Here is a 19,233-nt window from a genome sequence, read left to right as displayed (position 1 = left end):
GGCGCATTTCAGCGCACGCGACATGGAAACGGCGTTAATTACTTTTGAGCAGCAGTTTGCGTCCTTTTCACCGGAAAGCTGGACAGGCCTCTTCACCAGCATCGATACATTTGTAACCGCCGTAAAGGAAAAAATGAAAACATATAAAACACAGGATAATGATGAGAGGGAAGAAACAGCAACAGCTATCCCGCAGGAGGAAGAGGTAGATACCACAGAGCAGCCGCTGAAAAGACGGTCCACGCGCATACAGGAAAACAGGGAAAAAAAGCGCGCCAGAAGCCAGAGCTCTTTCCTGGATGAAACGAAATTGCGCGATAAGGGATTCCAGAACCTCAAGGGCAACATTGCCGACCTGTTAAGACCTTTGGAGGAACGCGTAGAAGAGCTGGCCGAAAAAAGAAGCCGGTTTAATGAAAAATCCCTGGCGACAGAAATAACACGCATTGCCGGCGAAAAGTGGCGGCTTGCCTGGGAACAGTCAAAAAAAGATACGGCTAAACGCCTGGAGCTCGCCACCAAAGTAAAAGAGCTGCGCCAGTTTGAAAAAGCAGTGGAACCTGCCGATGTAGTGATGAAAGCCATTTCCGCCATTACCCAAAATACATCCGTCCAAACGCTGCTCAACAGGATGGTGCCGGTAGAATACGCCCTGTTGTTAATAAATAACGGGTTCGCCATTCCGAAAATACAGTCCATCCTGGAGCTGGCACGTGCCATGCACACCCATAACATCGTTATTCACCTCGAAGAAATGTTCCAGAACAACGAATGGCTCGATATTGTGCTGCTGCAGGAGGTTAATGATCCCACGCTGCTGGGTAAGGACAAAAGCCCCGGCGCAGCCGCCAGCGAAGCGCCGGAGCATCCCCTGTACGATGCCTACCACGGCCCCAGGCTGTCATCCGGCGGTGAAAATCCACAGCGCGAGCACTACCCGCTGTTGATTAAAAAAACATCCGGGCTAACAGTTACGCATATATACCAGGTAAAAACCACCGGCGAAATGGTAGATGCCGGCGCCGCCATAGACTGGAATAAAAATGTTGGTATATTCCGCCCTGTTATCGTGTATGAAGTGCAGCGTAAGAACCAGGGCAAACCCTTCTGGATCGGCGTGGTGCACACCACCCCTGAGCCGGACAGCCGCGGGGAAGTAGCAGAATGGAACCGGCAGAATATCTATAAAGAAGTAGAAGAAGGATTAACAACCCTGCGGAAACGGGCCGCTGCACAAGGCATTCCGCTGATCGTTGGCGGCGACTACTACCTCACTGCGGAAGCAGTGGTAAAACAACCCGACCCCCACAACCGCTCCGGCGACCCGGAAATACCAGGTATTAAAGGAAAGATCACTGAGCTGCAACGTAAGCTCCAGGAAGATCTGCAGGCGCTGGCCAATAAAGAGGACCAGGAAAGTCTGCAAAAAGCGGAAGTGCTGCGGGAGCGCCTCAAATTCCTGGAGCAGGCGCAAAGAGATGAGCAGCTGCACCGCAACATAGAAGACCTTACCGTAAAAAGCCAGGTAGAAGATATTGGCCTGCTGATAGCCCAAACCGTTTCAGGCACCAATCCAAAGCACGACCCGCTTACCCGCCAGATAGATGTGCAGATCGCCGACTTCTTTATCCACAACCAGGCCTGGCAATCCGTGGTTACCGGCATCCTGCGCCCCGAAGGCAAAATACTGCAGGTAGATGCGGAGGATCTCTCCTACTCCAAATACTGGCAGCGCTTCAGCGATCACTTCCCCGTGGCGGCCATCTTCTCCCTTAACGATGAAGACCTCACCGCGCATCCCGCGCTGGTAACCCCTTCCGGCTCAGAAGAAGCTGCTGCAGAGGTAAACACCGCCCGCTTTGCCGGCTATGCCCTGCAGGAAAAACGCCTTGCGTGGCTCAACGGGCTTATCGGCCGGCATGTTGATCCCCTGGACCTGCCCAACTGGTGCAAAATGGTGGTGGGTATTGCGAAATTTATCCTGGACGAGCTGGATAAAAAAACAAAGTACGACTTCTCCGTGCCCGACAATGTGTTTGACTGCCTGAAAAAGATCAACTTCCTGGGCAAGCGCGTTGCAGAGGTAATGTCAAGCGTAGAGCTCCAAACCCTTAAACCGGAGCAGATACGCAAGCTGGCAATGGATTACGTGCATAACAGGTACCAGGCGCTGCTCAAACAAGCATTGGTTAAAGGAGATCATATGGAAAGCTTTGACTTTACAACGCCTACCACCATGCACGAATACACGCAAAAAATATTGCAGCTGGAAAACAACCTCTCCCTGGAAGAGAGTGAACGGCTGCACATCACCACCCCGCAGGATTTCCAGCCCGCCTACTCCACCGAAGCGCTGGTAAAAAAGCTGGCGTCGTACATCATCAAGCCCAGGTCGTCTTCCCTTGCCTTCACCATCTCCGGCAGCGCATTTGACCGGTCGGCCCCGCGTACCGTGCAAATAGGGTCTGCTACCTGGACCATCAATAACACCGGCGGCGCAGGCAACTGCTTTTACAATGCCATCTATGAAGCGCTGAACGGTGTAAGGTCCGACCCCGATGCACAGCAGTCAGTACGGGCAGCGGCGGTGCACGCCATGCTCACCAACCAGCAGGTAATAACGCATTTGTTCGGAGCCGTGCCCGATATACAGGCGCTCAACGCCGTAATCGACCAGATCATACAACCCGGCAACTGGACGGAGGACTTTACCCCCTCCTTTGTAGCAGAAGCTTTGAACCTGGAGATTGTGGTATTAAGATCAAATGGTACGGTTTATTATGAAGCAGGGCCTACACATGCCGGCAATGGTACCCGGCGCATATACCTGTGTTATAACGGGGTGCATTTTGATTCTATTACGGGTATGGCTTTATAATAACGCCACCGCCTCTTTATTATACTTATTCCGGTATTCCAGGGGCGATAAACCGGTGATCTTTTTAAACACTTCACGGAACGTTTTTAAGTCCGTATAGCCAATGCCGTACATCACTTCGTTAACGGTAAGGCTGCTGGTTTCCAGCGCCTTTTTGGCCGCTTCTATCTTCACCCGCTGCAGGTATTCCAGCGGCGTGTTGTAGGTGGCCTTAATAAAGCGCCGGTCAAAATTGCGGCGGCTCAATCCCAGGCTGGCCGCCAGCTCCGCCATGGATATCTTTTCATTCACATGCGTTTCAATGAACAATTGCGCCTGTTTAATGGCTTCATCCTGGTGGCTTTTTAAACCCGAGAACATGGTAAAAGCGCACTGGCTGTTACGGTCAATATCCACCTCAAACACCTTGGAGCAGAAAATAGCCATTTCCCGGTCGCAATATTTTTCTATCAGGTACAGCAGCAGGTTCACAAAAGAAAAAGCGCCGCCGCTGGTATATATCCTGTGCTCGTCTGTGATCAGCTTTTCCACCACCAGCTCTACATCCGGGAACATGCGGCGAAAGGCGTCTGCCGCCATCCAGTGGGTTGAGCAGCGCCGCCCGTTCAACAGCCCTGTAGCTGCCAGCAGCACGCCGCCTATGCACATGCTGGCTACTTCCGCGCCTTTATGGTATTGCTCCACAATCCAGGGCAGCAGCGCGCGGTTGGCGGCAAGGCTTTGCTCAAAGTTCCAGCTGATGGCCGGCACAATTACCAGGTCGGTTTGCTGCACCTGCCGTATATCCGCATCGGGGTGTATGGAAAACAGGCCGTTTTCCACCACCTGCGTTTGCCCGGTACCCACCAGCTGCGCCGTAAACAACGGCGCCCGCCCGTGCGCGGCCAGGTGCTGGTTCACCCGCTTAAAAGCTTTGTACGAGCCTACGATATCTATCAGGCTCACTTCACCCGCGGGCACCAGTATAGATACATGCTTCATCATAAAACAAACTTACACATAAATTGGCCAAATTTCCCCCTAACAACGGCTAATCAGGGGGTTTTCACTGATACGTAAAGCAGCTACCTTTACAGCATGAAAACACAAAATAATTACCAGGCAACCATACAGGTAAATGTACCGTTGCCGCAGGCCTTTGAGGCCATTAGCCAGGTGCCCCAATGGTGGGCGAAAAATTTTGAAGGCAGCGCACAGCACCCCGGCGACCGCTTCACCGTTCGTTTCGGCGAAACCTTCTGCAACTTTAAGATCACAGAAGCAACACCTCCCCAAAAGATCGTATGGCTGGTGGAAGATTGCTGCCTGCACTTTGTAGCGGATAAAAAAGAATGGCAGCACACCCAGGTGGTATTTGAGCTGCAGGAAAAAGAGAACGGCGCGGCGGAGGTTACCATGACGCATATTGGCCTGCACCCCGGCGTGGAATGTTATAGCATGTGCCACCGGGGCTGGGACCAGTTCATTAAAGGCAGCCTGTATAACTTCATCACCGAAAACAAAGGACAGCCTGAATAAACGGCAAAACCACCCGGCACCGGCTGCCGCCGGCTGAATGCCGCTTATTTACATACAGCCGTTCACGTAATACAGGTACATATCCGGCACATTCCTTGCTATTAACCACCTTCCCTAAATACCCACAGTGCATTACTTGCCGCTATTTGCAGTTGGTAATCACTATTTTTTACCTTTCTTTGCACTTAGATTTGGGTAAACCCCGGCCAGCCAGGGATACAGCAGGGAATGAAGAACAGGAATACGGATTTTGATTGTACATGTCCATTATCACGCTCACATCAGACATCGGTTATCAGGACTATCTCGTAGGTGCCATTAAAGGGCAGCTATGGCAGGATTGTCCGGGTTGCCATGTGGCGGACATTACCCATCATATCTCCCCCTTTAACCTGCCGCAGGCCACCTACATCTGCAAAAGTGCCTTTGCCTGGTACCCGCCCGCTACCTTTCATATAGTGCTCATTAACCTGTTCGACCGTAAGGCCGATCACGTGCTGCTGGCCGAATGGAACGGGCAATACATTGGCTGCGCCGATAACGGCCTCATATCCATGATCACCGGCGGCCAGGCTGTAAAGGTGCTGAAACTGCAGCTGGACAGCTCCCGGCCAAAGAACACCTTTACGATTATACAACGCTTTACCAAAGCCCTTAAAGGCATACAGGAAGGCTTGCCCTGGGAGCAGCTGGGCACACCAGCTACGGATATTACCATTAAGAACAACCTGCAGCCCCTTACCGGGGAAGATTATATAGAAGGGCAGATCATCCATATCGATAACTTTGAGAACGTGGTGGTGAACATTACCCGCCAGCAGTTTGAGGAGCAGCGCCGCCAGCGCAAGTTCAAAATATTTTTCCGCCGCGATGAGGTCATCAGCCAGCTCTCCGAAACCTATGCCGATGTTCCTGAAGGCCAGAAACTGGCCCTCTTCAATGCCGCCGGCTACCTGGAAATTGCCATCAACAAAGGCAATGCCGCCGGCCTGTTTGGCCTGCAAAGCTTTGCCCGCGACCAGCTTACCCAGTCCGGCGGGTACCAGCACCTCTCTTTTTACCAAACCGTACGTATTATTTTTGAATAAGGCGGCCCTCCATCAACGCGCCATCTTATTCATCCTGCCATTCCCTGTTCATATCCATTCATTATCAGCCCTCTTTCCCTCAAACCACCCTCACCGTCAGCAAGCCACTGTCATATGCTACATTTCAATTCGTAATTGCCTTCCGTAATTGCATCCCCACTGCACCCCAACTGCCCTTTTTCCGCCTTTTTCCCTCTATACCATTGCTGCGCCATTGCTGCGCAACTACTCCCCCCTACATAAACACCCACATTCCCCTACATCCGGTTTACAACCATCCCTATCCTCCCCCATCTGCATATCTGCACATCCGCACATTTGCCTCCTCCTTATACATAAAAAGATATTATATAAAAAGTTAAAACTGTTTCCCTAAATACCATAATTTGCTACTTTTTCTATTTTTGTCGGAATTTAAACCCAACATATGAATTTTAAACGGACGAATAACATTGTAGGCTGGGTCATTTGTGTAATTGCCTGCACTGTTTACATCATGACAATGGAAGCTACCGGCAGTTTATGGGATTGCGGCGAGTTCATCTCCAGCGCTTATAAAGTGCAGGTTCCCCACCCCCCGGGCGCCCCGTTGTTCGTGTTGCTCGGAAGATTGTTCACAATGTTCCTGAAACCCTCCAATGCCGCACTGGGCGTGAACTTTATGTCAGCCATCTCCAGCGGCTTCACCATCCTCTTCCTCTTCTGGACCATCACCCACTTTGCCCGCCGCCTCATGGTAGCTCCCGGTGAGGTTATCGGCCGCGAAAAAATGATCGCCATCATGGGCGCCGGTGTTGTAGGCGCCTTAGCTTATACCTTTTCAGATTCTTTCTGGTTCTCCGCCGTTGAAGGCGAAGTTTACGCCATGTCATCCCTGTTCACCGCTCTGGTTTTCTGGGCTATCCTGAAATGGGAGCACGAAGCAGATGAACCCTATGCCGACCGCTGGATTGTGTTCATTGCCTTTATGATGGGCCTCTCCATTGGCGTACACTTACTGAACCTGCTTACCATACCGGCTATTGTAATGGTGTATTACTTCCGCCGCTACAAGGTAACAGCCTGGGGCACCTTCTGGGCCTTTATTGTAGGCTGCGCCGTAACCGGCCTGGTACAGAAGTTCATTATCCAGGACACCATCAAGGCATCCGGCTACATGGATGTATTTTTTGTAAACACCCTGGGCCTCCCCTTCTTTACCGGGTTTGCATTTTACTTCATAGTAATTGTAGGCGTGCTGCTCATGGGTTACCGCAATCCCAAGCTGGGCCTGTATGCCCCCCTTATCCTGGTAGCCTCTGTGATCATTATCCCCGCCTTTAATACCATCGACGGCGGCGGCGTTATTGTCCTGAAGCTGGTGCTGGCCGCTATTGTGCTGCTGATCCCCTACTTCCTGAAGATGGTAGGCGTAAAAACAAACACGGCATCTACCGTGCATTTCACCCGCCTTACCGCTTCATGCATCCTGTTCCTGCTACTGGGCTACTCCACCTACATCACTACCATGGTGCGGTCTACCGCCAACCCGTCTGTAGATATGTACAACGTGGATAACCCCATTTCACTGGTAGGCTACCTGGGCCGCGAGCAGTACGGCGATTTTCCCCTGGTTTATGGCCAGGTGTTCACCGCCCGTCCTACTGAATACAAGGAAACCGGTAACGTATATGCCCGTGGAAAAGATAAATACGAGATCGCCGGCAAAAAGGTAGAACCGGTATATGCCGCTGAAGATAAAATGCTGTTCCCCCGCGTATGGGACGGCAGCAATGACCAGGGCCATGCCGATTACTACCGCACTTACCTGGGACTGGGCCAGGGCGAAAAGCCTTCCTTTGCCGATAACATTAAGTTCTTCCTGGGCTACCAGGTGAACTTCATGTACTTCCGCTACTTTATGTGGAACTTTGCAGGTAAGCAAAACGATACCCAGGGCTATGGCAACGTGCGCGACGGCAACTGGATCTCCGGTATTCCCTTCCTGGACAACTTCCTGTACGGCGACCAGTCTATGATGCCGGACAGCCTCAAAAACAACAAGGCCCACAACCGCCTGTTCCTGCTGCCGCTGATACTGGGCGTAATAGGATTATTATATCATTACAGGAAACACCGCCGCGATAGCCTTATTGTTGGCCTGCTGTTCTTCTTCACCGGCTTTGCGATTGTGATTTACCTGAACCAGGCCGGCAACCAGCCCCGCGAACGTGACTATGCATACGTGGGCTCCTTCTACGCCTTTGCCATATGGATAGGCCTGGGCGTGCTGTCTGTGTTTGAGTTTCTGAAAGAGAAGATGAAGAAGTCGAACATTTCCGCGCCCCTGGCGGCCGCCCTGTGCCTGCTGGCCGTACCGGTGCTCATGGGCGCCCAGGAATGGGACGACCACGACCGCTCTACCAAAACCGTAGCCCGCGATGTGGCCAAAGATTACCTGGAGTCCTGCGCACCCAATGCCATCCTGTTTACCGTGGGCGATAACGATACCTATCCCTTATGGTATGCCCAGGAAGTGGAAGGCATCCGCCCGGATGTGCGCGTAATTAACCTTAGCCTGCTGGGCGTTGACTGGTACATTGACCAGCAGCGCATGAAAGTGAACCAGAGCGATCCGGTGCCCATGACCTGGAGCCCGGACAAATACCGCGGCGAAAACCGTAACTACATCCGTTTTTACGATGCCGGCGTATTCCCGCAGGACAAATTCTATAACCTGAAAGAGGTAATGGCGTTCATGGCCTCCGACGATCCCCGCGCTAAGCTCAGCACCACCGATGGCAGCCAGGAGAACTTCCTGCCCACCCAAAAGCTGTTCATACCCGTAAACGTGGCGCAGGTGATCAAAAGCGGCCTGGTGGATATTAAGGACAGCGCCAGGGTACTGCCGCAGCTGCCCTTCCAGGTGTCCAAAAGCTACCTGCTGAAGAACGACCTGGCCGTGTACGACATTATTGCCGCCAACGACTGGAAACGTCCCATTTACTTCACCAGCCCCACAGACCTGGGCCTGAACGATTACCTGCAGATGGACGGTTTAACCTACCGCCTGGTGCCGGTACATAAAGAGCCCAATAACGATATGCTGGGCGCAGACTTTAACGTGAACAAAGAAGTGATGTACGACAACCTGATGAAGAAGTTTGCATTCGGCGGCGCCAATACGCCTACCACTTACTTTGACGAACCTAACCGCAAGCTGCTGCAGTACCTCCGCAACGCCTATACACGTTTAGGTACGGTGCTGGCCCAGGACGGCGCCAAAGACTCGGCCCTTACCGTGCTGAATAAGGCCGATAAGAACCTGCTGGAAAGCACCTTCCCTTACGCCATGACATCGCCCAACAACATGTATAACTACAGCTCTTTACAAACCGCTTACGCCTACTACCTGGCCGGCGATGTAAAGAAGGCCGATGAAATAGCAGGCAAGATTACCCGCGACTGCCAGCAGCAGCTGCAGTACTACCGCTCCCTGCCCGCCGGTAAGCTAAGCAACGACCTGCAGCACGACGGTCAGCTGGCGGAGCAGTTCATTTCCCTGCTGCAGCGCATGAAGAACGATTTTGGCGACAGCACCAAACAACAACAGGAGCTGCCGGGCAATATCAACAACATACCCGACACCGGGAAAAAATAAACCGGCGTACCCGGATAAGATCAGATAAAATATTAAGGGCTCGTAAAACATTATGTTTACGGGCCCTTTTTGCTTTTATTCAGGGGTGCCGTGGCTCCCCCGCCATATGTTTAGCAGGTGTGTTCCTGAAAAGTCTTAATTATATTGTTGTTCAATAAAACCAGCAGCCCATGCCATTCAAAAAAGTTGCAGTATTCCTCAGCCTTGTTGTGCTTTCAGCCCGCATTTGCACCGCCCAGCAATTTGCGCCCCGCGACCTGCAGAACGACCTGGCCTTTATAAAGCGCCAGGTATTTACCGTACAGGCCAATCCCTTTACAGAGCTTACCCGAAAGCAGTATGAAAAAGTATTTGACGCCGCCCGGGCAAAGCTCACAGACTCCATGACGGCGGCAGAATTTTACCGCCTGGTAAAACCCCTCGTGTCCTGGACCTCCGACGAACATGCCGGCATCACCGCGCCGGACAGCATAGCTGTTTTTGATGAAAATGCGCTGCTGCTGCCCTTTGCTGTGAGCGAACAAGGGAACGCTTACGTAATAGATACCCTGCTGGCCGCCGCCAACGGCATAGCCCAAGGCGCCCCTATCAAAAAAATAAACGGTACCGGTATAAACGATGTGCTGCAGCAATGTGCCGGCTTTACAGTAGGCTTCCCCGCCCAGCGTAGGCATAACGCGGAAAAGTACCTGGGCTACCTGTACGGCATGGCCAACCCCGGCGCGGGCAGCTACACTATAACGTTGCAGGATGAACGCAGTATAACGGTGCCCGGCGTGCCGCTTGCCGCCTGGCAGCGTTATGTGCAAAGCATCATGGCCGCTCCGCAAAACTGCCCGCAGAAGATCAGCTATCAAAAGGCGGGAAACACCGGCTATATCAACGCCTGCTCCTTTTTAACAAGGAGCGATGAGGAATACGCGGCAATAGGCCGTACCATCGACAGCATTTATAACCGTGCAGCGGCCGATGGCGTTGAAAACCTTATCATTGACGTAAGCCGCAACAGCGGCGGCAATTCCGCCGTGGGCGACCTGCTGATCGCCGGCTTTTACGACCAGCCCTACCGCACTTACCAGTGTAACTGGAAAAGGAGCGATGAATACCTGGCCACCATGAAAGGCTGGGGCATGCGCGATGACCGCTACGAGCGGCTGAAGCCCGGCGCCATCCTGCACTTCGACTCCGACACCATCAGGCCCGCCGCCGGTAAACGCCGCTTTAAAGGGAAAGTATATGTACTGATAGGCGCCGGCACCTTCTCCAGCGCCATGATGTTTGCCACTATTATCAAAGACAATAAAATAGCGCCGCTCATTGGCCAAACGCCCGATGGCCACCCCAGCCACTTCGGGGAAATGTATTACACCACGGTGCCGCATACGCGCCTGGGCCTGCGCCTGGGCGTAAAAGAGTGGATACGCCCCGCCGGTAAAACAGGTGAAAACGAGCTAACGCCCGACATACCGCTTGCCCTTCCGGCCTATGCCGGAACATCCCCTGCGGCTTTAAATAACCGGGTACAGGCCATCATGTTGGCCGTGCATGCTTACACCGGCGCTGCCGCCGCTGTAAACCCCGCAACACCGGCTCCCTAGCCGGCAGCCTTTCCACAAAAAAACGCGGAGCATTTATGAACCAACATTCATAAACGCTCCGCGTTTTAATACACAGGCTGTATTCAATTATTCACGATCATACGTAAATTTCAAAGGCGTTTTCCGCAAAACGGAAGGCCGTACACTGCTCCGCTGCATTCAATTCGTAATTCGGAATTGAATAATTCGGAATTGGCTTTAGTGGGCCTGCGGCGCGCTAAAGCTTCGCTACCTGGGATCTCCAGAACGCAGCGCTCGCCTTTACTTCCGGCGTGCTATTCTCCCAGTGGTATTCGTATTCAACAGACATATTTCCTTTAAAATGCTGTTTCTGCAGCTCTTTCAGCACACCCGGAATGTTGCTTACGCCTTGCCCCCAGATTACGTCATGCGCCTTGGGCGATTTTGCGTTCAGGTCTTTCATGTGCAGGCTCATGATGTGCCCTTCCAGCTTTTTAAGGCACTCAACAGGGTCCAGGCCGGAGCGTACCCAGTGGCCAATGTCGGCGCAGGCGCCAAACAGCGGGCTTCTGCCGGTAACAGCCGCCAGCACGCTGTCGGGGTGCCAGTAGTGCGACGGGCGCGGGTGGTCATGTATGGCTACTTTTATCTGGTACTGGTCGCACAGTTTGGAAACCAGGTCCCAGTGCTCATCTTTCGGTTCCGCGGTAATTACCTGTATGCCCATATTTTTGGCAAAGTCAAACACCTGCTTCCATTCTTCTTCGTTCTGCGGCGTTACCACGCCATAGGCCACCAGCGTTTTATGCTTGTCTTTGAACAGTTTTTTCAGCTCTTCCCTGCGGGATGCCGGCATCTTGAAATCCGTGGTGCCTTCAATACCGCCGCCAATGGTTTGGCCGGGATAGCACTCCACATACTGTATGCCGCAGCTATCCATTTTGTCCAGCGCCTCCGCCAGGGTAAAACGGTTAAAGGTGTAAGCCTGTGCGCTCAGCTTCCATCCCAGTTTTCCCGCCACATCATCCGCTTTGGACTGCGCCTGGGCTGCGCCCGTGGCAGCAAGCGCCCCGGCCAGCAGGAAGACATTCATCAGTTTTTTCATCTTTTAAAAGGTTTTTTAGTTAGATAGTTGAAAAATAAAGGGTTTTATGCAGTATTGCAAGCATACCGCTATAAACATCCGCAACAATATTACGTGCGGGCGCATGACGGTGTATACGGCGCCTGTACCCCGGCAACTTTTTTTTGCGTAATTTTAGAAAATAAAACACTGCCAGGGAACAAGCCCCCATGCACAAAATCATTAAAAATTTACACAAACGGAACAATTTATACGAGCGCCTTCACGCTATAAATCAGTTACTACAGCGCATTAATCACAGGATGAAATCAATATTCAGATGAGAGGACTACAATTTTCCAGGTTTGTGCCTGGTGAGGATGACAAATCGCCCTTTGAGAAGCTCCTGAATCTTTTTACACAGCTGCTTACCTACACCAGCGGCGACGTTTCAGAAGCCCTGCAATGGCTTACGGAGCTGGATAAAGAATATAACCTGACCAACGAAGAATATGGTATAGGCGATTTTATACAGGAGCTGAAAGACAAAGGCTACATCCGCGAGAACGAAGAAAGCGGCCAGATCAGCATTACCGCAAAAACAGAGCAGGACATCCGCAAAAAAGCCCTGGAAGAGATCTTCGGCCGCCTGAAGAAATCGACCATCGGCGATCATAATATCCGTAAATCCGGCCAGGGCGACGAGCTGAATGCCGACACCCGCGCCTACCAGTTCGGCGATCCGCTGGAACAGATAGACGTAACCGACTCCCTGCGCAATGCCCAGATCAACCACGGCATAGAGGCCTTTTCCATTAACCAGGACGACCTGGTGATAAAGGAAACCGACTTCAAAACGCAAACGAGCACCGCGCTCATGATCGACATCTCCCACTCCATGATACTTTATGGCGAAGACCGCATTACGCCCGCCAAAAAAGTAGCCATGGCCCTCAGTGAGCTCATCACCACCCGCTATCCGAAAGATACACTGGATATTATCGTGTTTGGCAACGACGCCTGGCAGATAGAGATCAAAGACCTGCCCTACCTGCAGGTAGGCCCTTACCATACCAACACCGTAGCCGGCCTGGAGCTGGCCATGGACATCCTGCGCCGGCGCCGTAACCCGAACAAGCAGATATTCATGATCACAGATGGTAAGCCCACCTGCCTCAAGAACGGGAAACAGTATTACAAGAACAGCTTTGGCCTGGACCGCAAGATCCTGAACCGTACGCTGAACCTGGCCGCGCAGTGCAAAAAGCTGAAAATACCCATCACCACCTTTATGGTAGCCACCGATCCGTGGCTGCAGAAGTTTGTGACGGAATTTACGGAAACCAATAACGGCAAAGCCTTCTTCTCCGGCCTCGACAAACTGGGACAGTTCCTGTTCTACGATTTTGAAAGCGGCAAAAAGAAATTGCTGTAACCGGCATCCATCGAATTTAACACACTATTAATACCGGGATGCGTTATTATTGCAGCACCACCCGGTATTAATCATTAATTCTTCATTATTAATTATTGTATGAATACGAACATTAGAACGCTGGGCGAACTGAAAAAGAGCGGCTATAAACCTAAGACAGTAAAGGAAGAGATCAGGCAAAACCTCATTCGTAAACTGCAACAGAAAGAAAACACATTTCCAGGCATCATCGGCTATGATGATACCGTAATACCCGATACAGAAAGGGCCCTGCTGTCACGCCACAACATCCTGTTCCTGGGGCTGCGCGGCCAGGCCAAAACACGTATGGCCCGGCAAATGGTAGCCCTGCTGGACGAATACATTCCCATTGTAGCAGGATCTGAAGTGAACGACAGCCCCTTTGAGCCGCTCTCGCGCTACGCCCGCGACCTGGTAGCTGAAAGAGGCAACGATACGCCCATTGAATGGCTCTCCCGCGAAGCGCGCTACGGCGAAAAGCTGGCCACGCCCGATGTATCGGTGGCCGACCTGATCGGCGATATTGATCCCATCAAGGCCGCCAACCTGAAGCTGAGCTATGCCGATGAACGCGTGATCCACTTCGGCATCATCCCCCGCTCTAACCGGGGCATTTTTGTAATCAACGAGCTGCCCGACCTGCAGGCCCGCATACAGGTGGCGCTGTTTAACATTCTCCAGGAAGGCGACATCCAGATCAGGGGCTTTAAGGTGCGCATGCCGCTCGACATCCTGTTCGTGTTCACCGCTAACCCGGAAGATTATACGAACCGCGGCGCCATTGTAACACCGCTCAAAGACCGTATAGAAAGCCAGATAGTGACCCACTATCCCAAAACAGTGGAGAACTCGCTGCTGATCACCGAGCAGGAAGCCGATGTACACGAAGAACAGAAAGGAAAGGTGCACATGTCCGACCTGGTAAAACGCCTCATTGAGCAGGTGGCCTTTGAAGCCCGCAACAGCGAGTACGTGGATAAAAAGAGCGGCGTATCGGCCCGCCTTACCATTGCCGCCTACGAAAACGCGGTAAGCGCCGGCGAACGCAGGGCCATCCTCAACAAGGAAAAAGAAACCTACGTACGCATAGCCGACCTGCAGGGCATTGTGCCTGCCATAACCGGTAAAATAGAATTAGTATATGAGGGCGAGCAGGAAGGTCCGCTGCAGGTAGCTTTTAACCTGCTGGATAAAGCCATGCGCACCCTGTTTGCCAGCTACTTTCCCAACCCCGATACGTTCAAGAAACGCAAGCAAAGCGCCGCCGCTGCGCAGGAAAACCCTTACCGCGCTGTAATACAGTGGTTCGATAAAGGCAATACCGTGCACCTGCTGCAGGATGTAAGCGATAAGCAGTACGAAACCGCGCTGCAGAAAGTAGACGGGCTGAAAGACCTGATAAAGGCCAAATTCCCCCATGCCAACGGCAGGGAGCAGCTGCTGCTTATGGAATTTGTGCTCCATGGCCTGGCCGCCTATTCCCTCATCAGCAAAAAAATGGTGGAGAACGAAACCCGCTTCAGCGACCTCCTGGGCACCATGATGAACTTTACCATGGGCAACGAAGAACAGGAAGAAGATACGTTTTGATTTAGCTGTTGGCTGTTGGCCTTTAGCTATTGCCGCATATGTAAATGTCCTGCATCGCAAAGTGCAGGACATTTTTTTTTCTACGTTGCATTGGCTGATCGCATACAGTCCAAAAGTTCCAAATGACGGCCCTTTGCCCGGCGTGACACGACGCGCAGTGTATAATTATAATACTAAAGTCAATACGCTTGATAATGCCTCATAAGCATTCCAGACAGGCGGGTGCAGGCCGGAATTGGAACTTTTGACAAGGTGCTGCTCCTTGCCTCTTTCCCAACATTTCCCTATATTGTCATGCTAATCTTTCCACGAACAAACACAACTCAGCACTTTATGAACAACTCCCGACGCGATTTCATCCGCTCCGCCTCCACCCTGGTGGCCGCGGCAGCCATGCCATCAGCCCTCAACGCTTTTCCTAAGATAGTAGCGCCCAGCGACCGCCTGAATATAGCCGCCATCGGCATTAACGGCATGGGCTGGGCCGATCTTACTGCCATGCTTAAAAATCCCGCAGCACAATGCGTAGCCCTCTGCGATGTGGATAAAAATGTGCTGGACAAACGCGCCGGCGAGCTGGCGCAGAAAGGCGCCAAGGTGAAAACGTATAGTGATTACCGTAAGGTGCTGGACAATAAGGATATTGACGCGGTTATCATTGGCACCCCCGACCACTGGCACGCCCTTATTATGACAGAAGCCTGCGCCGCCGGGAAAGATGTATATGTAGAAAAGCCCATCGGCAACTCCATTGCGGAATGTAATGCCATGGTAGCTGCGCAGCAGCGCCATAACCGCGTAGTGCAGGTAGGCCAGTGGCAGCGCAGCCAGCAGCACTTTAAAGACGCCGTTGACTTTGTATACTCCGGCAGGCTGGGTAAGATACGCCTGGTAAAAGCCTGGGCCTACCAGGGCTGGATGAACTCCATACCCGTAAAACCGGACAGTGCGCCGCCGCCGGGTGTTGACTATACCATGTGGCTGGGCCCTGCACAGAAAAGGCCCTTTAATCCCAACCGCTTTCATTTTAACTTCCGCTGGTTCTGGGATTATGCCGGCGGCCTGATGACCGACTGGGGCGTGCACCTGCTGGATTATGCGCTGCTGGGCATGAAAGCCCATCATCCCAAATCCATTATGGCGGCAGGCGGTAAATTTGCCTACCCCGATGATGCCGCCGAAACACCGGACACCCTTACCACCGTATACGAGTTTGACGGCTTTAACATACAATGGGAGCACGCTACCGGCATTAATGGTGGCCCTTATGGCCGCGACCACGGTATTGCCTTTATTGGCAACAACGGCACCCTGGTGCTGGACCGCGGCGGCTGGGAAGTGATCCCCGAAAAAGACAAGATGGAAGCCGTGCCCCGCAAGCCCAGGGTAGACGATGGCCTGGACCTGCATACAAAGAATTTTGTGGAAGTAGTGAAATCGCGCCGCCTGGAAAACCTGCACACGCCTATACAGGCCGGCGCCAATGTGGCCATTAACGCCCAAATGGGTAACATAGCCTTTAAAACCGGTAAGAAGATCTACTGGGATGCAGGCAAAATGCAGTTCACAGATGCCGACGCCAATAAGCTACTGGCCGCAGCATACCATAACGGCTATACGATGCCGAAAGGGGCTTAATTGGTGTCCCATCATTCCGCAGGATGATGGCAGGATTTTATCAGCTATGCTGCTCTTCCAGTGGCATAGAAAGGTAGACTGCGTTGCTGATGGGGTTATCATAGTAAGCCGCAATGGGCTGAAATCCCAGTGAGGTGTACAGGTCAATGGCAGGCCGCATATGCGCTAATGTGTCCAGCAGCATACGGTGGTAGCCCAGTGCCTTGCCTGCTTCTACCGCCTTGGCAGCAAGCTGCTTGCCAATACCGCGGCCTTTGTAGGCGTCGCGCACAAATAACCGTTTCATCTCACAGGTAGTGTTATCAAAGCGGCGTACCGCTACGCAGCCCGCCGGATGCCCGTCTACCTTAGCCATGAACAACGCGCCCATGGGTGCGGCGTAATTATCAGGAAGCGCCAGCAATTCTTCCTCAAAACGCTGAAAGCTCAGGTCAACACTTAACCATGATGCATACTCGCGGAAAAGTGACTTTACCTGCTCCAGCTCTTCAGCGCTGCTCTTGTGTGTTATTTGAATGATTTCCAGCATACCAATGTTTAAGTTAGTAATACACCCTAAACGCAAAAAGCCTCCTGAGTTTCAGAAGGCTTTTTATCCGGAGTGAGGTACCGAGCAGACTCGAACTGCTGTACGAGGTTTTGCAGACCTCTGCCTAGCCACTCGGCCACGGTACCATATCCTTTTATCTTGATCCTCCTATCCGCCTCAGGCGAACACGGAACCGTCGATTTTTGTAGGACTGCAAAGGTACGGAAATTTATATATTTATCAAATAAAATTATTAGTGATTAATGGTTAGCCGTTAGTGCTTAGTTTTGGTCTTCAATCATAATTACAGCACCAATAACGGAATTATGCAGGAACGTATAGCAGAATCAGAATTTATTCTTAATAGCCGCGGCGCCGTGTACCACCTGGACCTGAAGCCCGACGAGCTGGCCCCCACCATTATTACCGTAGGCGACCCGGATCGCGTGCAGCAGGTAAGCCGGTATTTTGATAAAACAGAGCATACCTCCGCCCACCGCGAGTTTGTAACCCACACCGGCCGCATTGGCGGCAAACGCATCAGCGTTGTATCTACCGGCATTGGTACGGATAATATTGATATTGTGCTCAATGAGCTGGACGCGCTGGCCAACATTGATTTTAACACCCGGCAGGTAAAACCGGAGCCGGTACGCCTGCAGATCATCCGCCTGGGCACATCGGGCGCGCTGAATGCTAACATCCCGGTAGACGGCTGCGTGGTATCTTCCTTTGGATTAGGTTTGGATAACCTGCTGCCCTGGTATGTGATGGAAAATACCGCCGAAGAAAAAGCGCTGCTGGCCGCATTCCGCCAGCAGGTAACCCTGCAGCCGGGCAGCGCCAGCCCTTACCTGGCAGCCGCTTCTGCGGACCTGGCCAAACATTTCCAGGATGGTTTTCATACGGGCATTACCGTTACCTGCCCCGGGTTTTATGCGCCGCAGGGCCGGGCGCTCAGGGGCCGCCTCTCCCACCCGCAGCTGCTGGACCAGCTCACCGGTTTTGAGCACGCATCGCACTGCATCACCAACTTTGAAATGGAAACCGCCGGCATTTATGGCCTGGGCCGGGTGCTGGGCCACGACTGCCTTTCCATCAGCGTTATTGTAGCCAACCGCATCAGCCTGCAATTCAGCCAGGACAACGCCGCCGCCATACGCCGCATGATAGAAAAGTGCATTGGCATTATAGCAGCACTGGGTTAATCAGGAATTATTCAATTACGAAACGCGGAGCGGTGCATTGCCTGTTCCGCTTCTGTGCTACCGGTTATCATCTCCCCCCTGTCCGCTGCATTTAATTCGTAATTATTCGCATTCATGATAATTTTTAAAGGCGCTCAGGAATGCTTCGTAATTCGTAATTGAACAATTTGTAATTTTGCACCGCCATGAATATACACTTCTACAAATACCAGGGTACCGGCAACGATTTCGTGATTATGGACAACCGCGACGGCCGTTATAACGCGCTCACCAACCAGCAGGTGCACGATCTTTGCCACCGCCGCTTTGGCATTGGCGCCGATGGGCTAATGCTGCTGAACAATGAGCCCGGGTACGACTTTGGCATGAAGTATTATAATGCAGACGGCAACGAGAGCAGCATGTGCGGCAACGGAGGCCGCTGCCTGGTGGCCTTTGCCCGCAAAATGGGACTTACGCAGGAAACCCTGCGCTTCCTGGCTGTAGACGGCCCGCACGAAGCCACCATGAAAGGCGATAGCTGGGTGAACCTGAAAATGCAGGATGTGGATTGGGTAGAGCAAGGCCCCCTTTACTTTTACCTGAACACCGGCTCGCCCCATTTTGTAAAGTTCGTGAACGATATACAGGCCCTGGACGTATATACCGAAGGCCGCCAGATCCGGTATAACGACCGCTTTGCACAGGAAGGCACCAACGTAAACTTTGTACAGCAGCAGGATAGCGGCATTTTTGTACGCACCTACGAACGCGGCGTGGAAGATGAAACCTACTCCTGCGGTACCGGTGTTACCGCGGCCGCCCTTACCACCGCCGGCCCTGAGAACAGGGAATACCGCATACCCGTGCAAACCCTGGGCGGCGGCCTGGAAGTGCGCTTTACCCGCACCGGCGAACGATCGTTCCAGAACATATGGCTGTGCGGCCCCGCCACCCTTGTATTTGAAGGAGATGTTGCCATTTAGAATAATTAATAATGATTAATTAATATAGTATATCTCCTTATTCAGCCTTCATTATTAATCGGCCATCACCATACTACCCTGGCCGTACCCGCGCCCGCCTG

Annotated in this window: 13 protein-coding genes and 1 tRNA gene; 10 read left to right on the top strand and 4 right to left on the bottom strand. The window is 52.4% G+C overall.

The genetic code is table 11. The features are described from left to right. Positions 1-2,878 (top strand): hypothetical protein (locus VFS25_RS23210; RefSeq protein WP_326464570.1); only part of this gene is annotated, 2,878 nt, incomplete at its 5' end. Here VFS25_RS23210 and VFS25_RS23205 read toward each other — a convergent pair. Continuing rightward, on the bottom strand, positions 2,873-3,862 hold the full coding sequence (locus tag VFS25_RS23205) for a GlxA family transcriptional regulator (RefSeq protein WP_326464569.1): 990 nt from the start codon (positions 3,860-3,862) through the stop codon (positions 2,873-2,875). The two genes, VFS25_RS23210 and VFS25_RS23205, sit on opposite strands and share 6 nt — an antisense overlap. A 93-nt stretch (positions 3,863-3,955) precedes the next feature. On the opposite strand from VFS25_RS23205, the gene VFS25_RS23200 reads away from it, so the two are divergent. The 4 genes from VFS25_RS23200 to VFS25_RS23185 all read left to right on the top strand — a co-directional run bounded on the left by VFS25_RS23200 (position 3,956) and on the right by VFS25_RS23185 (position 10,722). After that, positions 3,956-4,396: an SRPBCC domain-containing protein gene (locus VFS25_RS23200; RefSeq protein WP_326464568.1), complete on the top strand. Its 441-nt coding sequence runs from the start codon at positions 3,956-3,958 to the stop codon at positions 4,394-4,396. Between the two features lie 260 nt (positions 4,397-4,656). Beyond that, positions 4,657-5,484, top strand: coding sequence for an SAM-dependent chlorinase/fluorinase (locus VFS25_RS23195; RefSeq protein ID WP_326464567.1), 828 nt, complete (start codon positions 4,657-4,659; stop codon positions 5,482-5,484). Positions 5,485-5,911: 427 nt separating this feature from the next. After that, entirely contained in the window at positions 5,912-9,124 is a 3,213-nt protein-coding gene (locus tag VFS25_RS23190; RefSeq protein WP_326464566.1) for a DUF2723 domain-containing protein, read from the top strand. Between the two features lie 170 nt (positions 9,125-9,294). After that, entirely contained in the window at positions 9,295-10,722 is a 1,428-nt protein-coding gene (locus tag VFS25_RS23185; RefSeq protein WP_326464565.1) for a S41 family peptidase, read from the top strand. 217 nt (positions 10,723-10,939) lie between these two features. Here the strand turns inward: VFS25_RS23185 and VFS25_RS23180 are convergent, their stop codons facing one another. After that, positions 10,940-11,788: a sugar phosphate isomerase/epimerase gene (locus tag VFS25_RS23180; protein WP_326464564.1), complete on the bottom strand. Its 849-nt coding sequence runs from the start codon at positions 11,786-11,788 to the stop codon at positions 10,940-10,942. A 298-nt stretch (positions 11,789-12,086) separates the two neighbouring features. Between VFS25_RS23180 and VFS25_RS23175 the strand changes: the two genes are divergently transcribed. The 3 genes from VFS25_RS23175 (at position 12,087) to VFS25_RS23165 (ending at position 16,430) form a co-directional block, all read left to right on the top strand. Then, complete coding sequence (locus VFS25_RS23175; RefSeq protein ID WP_326464563.1) at positions 12,087-13,181, top strand: vWA domain-containing protein; 1,095 nt, start codon at positions 12,087-12,089, stop codon at positions 13,179-13,181. Between the two features lie 99 nt (positions 13,182-13,280). Beyond that, the gene (locus VFS25_RS23170; RefSeq protein WP_326464562.1) at positions 13,281-14,792 is read left to right on the top strand and encodes a magnesium chelatase; all 1,512 of its coding nucleotides are present in this window, start codon (positions 13,281-13,283) and stop codon (positions 14,790-14,792) included. Between the two features lie 333 nt (positions 14,793-15,125). Then, positions 15,126-16,430 (top strand): Gfo/Idh/MocA family oxidoreductase, encoded by a 1,305-nt coding sequence (locus VFS25_RS23165; RefSeq protein WP_326464561.1) that lies wholly within the window; start codon positions 15,126-15,128, stop codon positions 16,428-16,430. A 40-nt stretch (positions 16,431-16,470) separates the two neighbouring features. Here the strand turns inward: VFS25_RS23165 and VFS25_RS23160 are convergent, their stop codons facing one another. Next, positions 16,471-16,959: a GNAT family N-acetyltransferase gene (locus tag VFS25_RS23160; protein WP_326464560.1), complete on the bottom strand. Its 489-nt coding sequence runs from the start codon at positions 16,957-16,959 to the stop codon at positions 16,471-16,473. A gap of 75 nt (positions 16,960-17,034) precedes the next feature. Then, positions 17,035-17,105 (bottom strand) — tRNA-Cys (locus VFS25_RS23155). Between the two features lie 180 nt (positions 17,106-17,285). Between VFS25_RS23155 and VFS25_RS23150 the strand changes: the two genes are divergently transcribed. Further along, on the top strand, positions 17,286-18,167 hold the full coding sequence (locus tag VFS25_RS23150; RefSeq protein ID WP_326464559.1) for a nucleoside phosphorylase: 882 nt from the start codon (positions 17,286-17,288) through the stop codon (positions 18,165-18,167). A 185-nt stretch (positions 18,168-18,352) separates the two neighbouring features. Beyond that, complete coding sequence (dapF, locus tag VFS25_RS23145; RefSeq protein ID WP_326464558.1) at positions 18,353-19,132, top strand: diaminopimelate epimerase; 780 nt, start codon at positions 18,353-18,355, stop codon at positions 19,130-19,132. Positions 19,133-19,233 lie beyond the last annotated feature (101 nt).

The sequence above is a fragment of the Chitinophaga sp. genome (assembly GCF_035761305.1).
GTDB lineage: Bacteria > Bacteroidota > Bacteroidia > Chitinophagales > Chitinophagaceae > Chitinophaga.
Note: the sequence above shows the minus strand (reverse complement) of the source record. Positions and strands in the feature narration are given on the sequence as shown.

Coding starts and splice junctions, on each gene's coding strand:
- VFS25_RS23205 (WP_326464569.1), bottom strand. CDS start 3,862: ATGATGAAGCATGTATCTATACTGGTGCCCGCGGGTGAAGTGAGCCTG.
- VFS25_RS23200 (WP_326464568.1), top strand. CDS start 3,956: ATGAAAACACAAAATAATTACCAGGCAACCATACAGGTAAATGTACCG.
- VFS25_RS23195 (WP_326464567.1), top strand. CDS start 4,657: ATGTCCATTATCACGCTCACATCAGACATCGGTTATCAGGACTATCTC.
- VFS25_RS23190 (WP_326464566.1), top strand. CDS start 5,912: ATGAATTTTAAACGGACGAATAACATTGTAGGCTGGGTCATTTGTGTA.
- VFS25_RS23185 (WP_326464565.1), top strand. CDS start 9,295: ATGCCATTCAAAAAAGTTGCAGTATTCCTCAGCCTTGTTGTGCTTTCA.
- VFS25_RS23180 (WP_326464564.1), bottom strand. CDS start 11,788: ATGAAAAAACTGATGAATGTCTTCCTGCTGGCCGGGGCGCTTGCTGCC.
- VFS25_RS23175 (WP_326464563.1), top strand. CDS start 12,087: ATGAGAGGACTACAATTTTCCAGGTTTGTGCCTGGTGAGGATGACAAA.
- VFS25_RS23170 (WP_326464562.1), top strand. CDS start 13,281: ATGAATACGAACATTAGAACGCTGGGCGAACTGAAAAAGAGCGGCTAT.
- VFS25_RS23165 (WP_326464561.1), top strand. CDS start 15,126: ATGAACAACTCCCGACGCGATTTCATCCGCTCCGCCTCCACCCTGGTG.
- VFS25_RS23160 (WP_326464560.1), bottom strand. CDS start 16,959: ATGCTGGAAATCATTCAAATAACACACAAGAGCAGCGCTGAAGAGCTG.
- VFS25_RS23150 (WP_326464559.1), top strand. CDS start 17,286: ATGCAGGAACGTATAGCAGAATCAGAATTTATTCTTAATAGCCGCGGC.
- dapF (WP_326464558.1), top strand. CDS start 18,353: ATGAATATACACTTCTACAAATACCAGGGTACCGGCAACGATTTCGTG.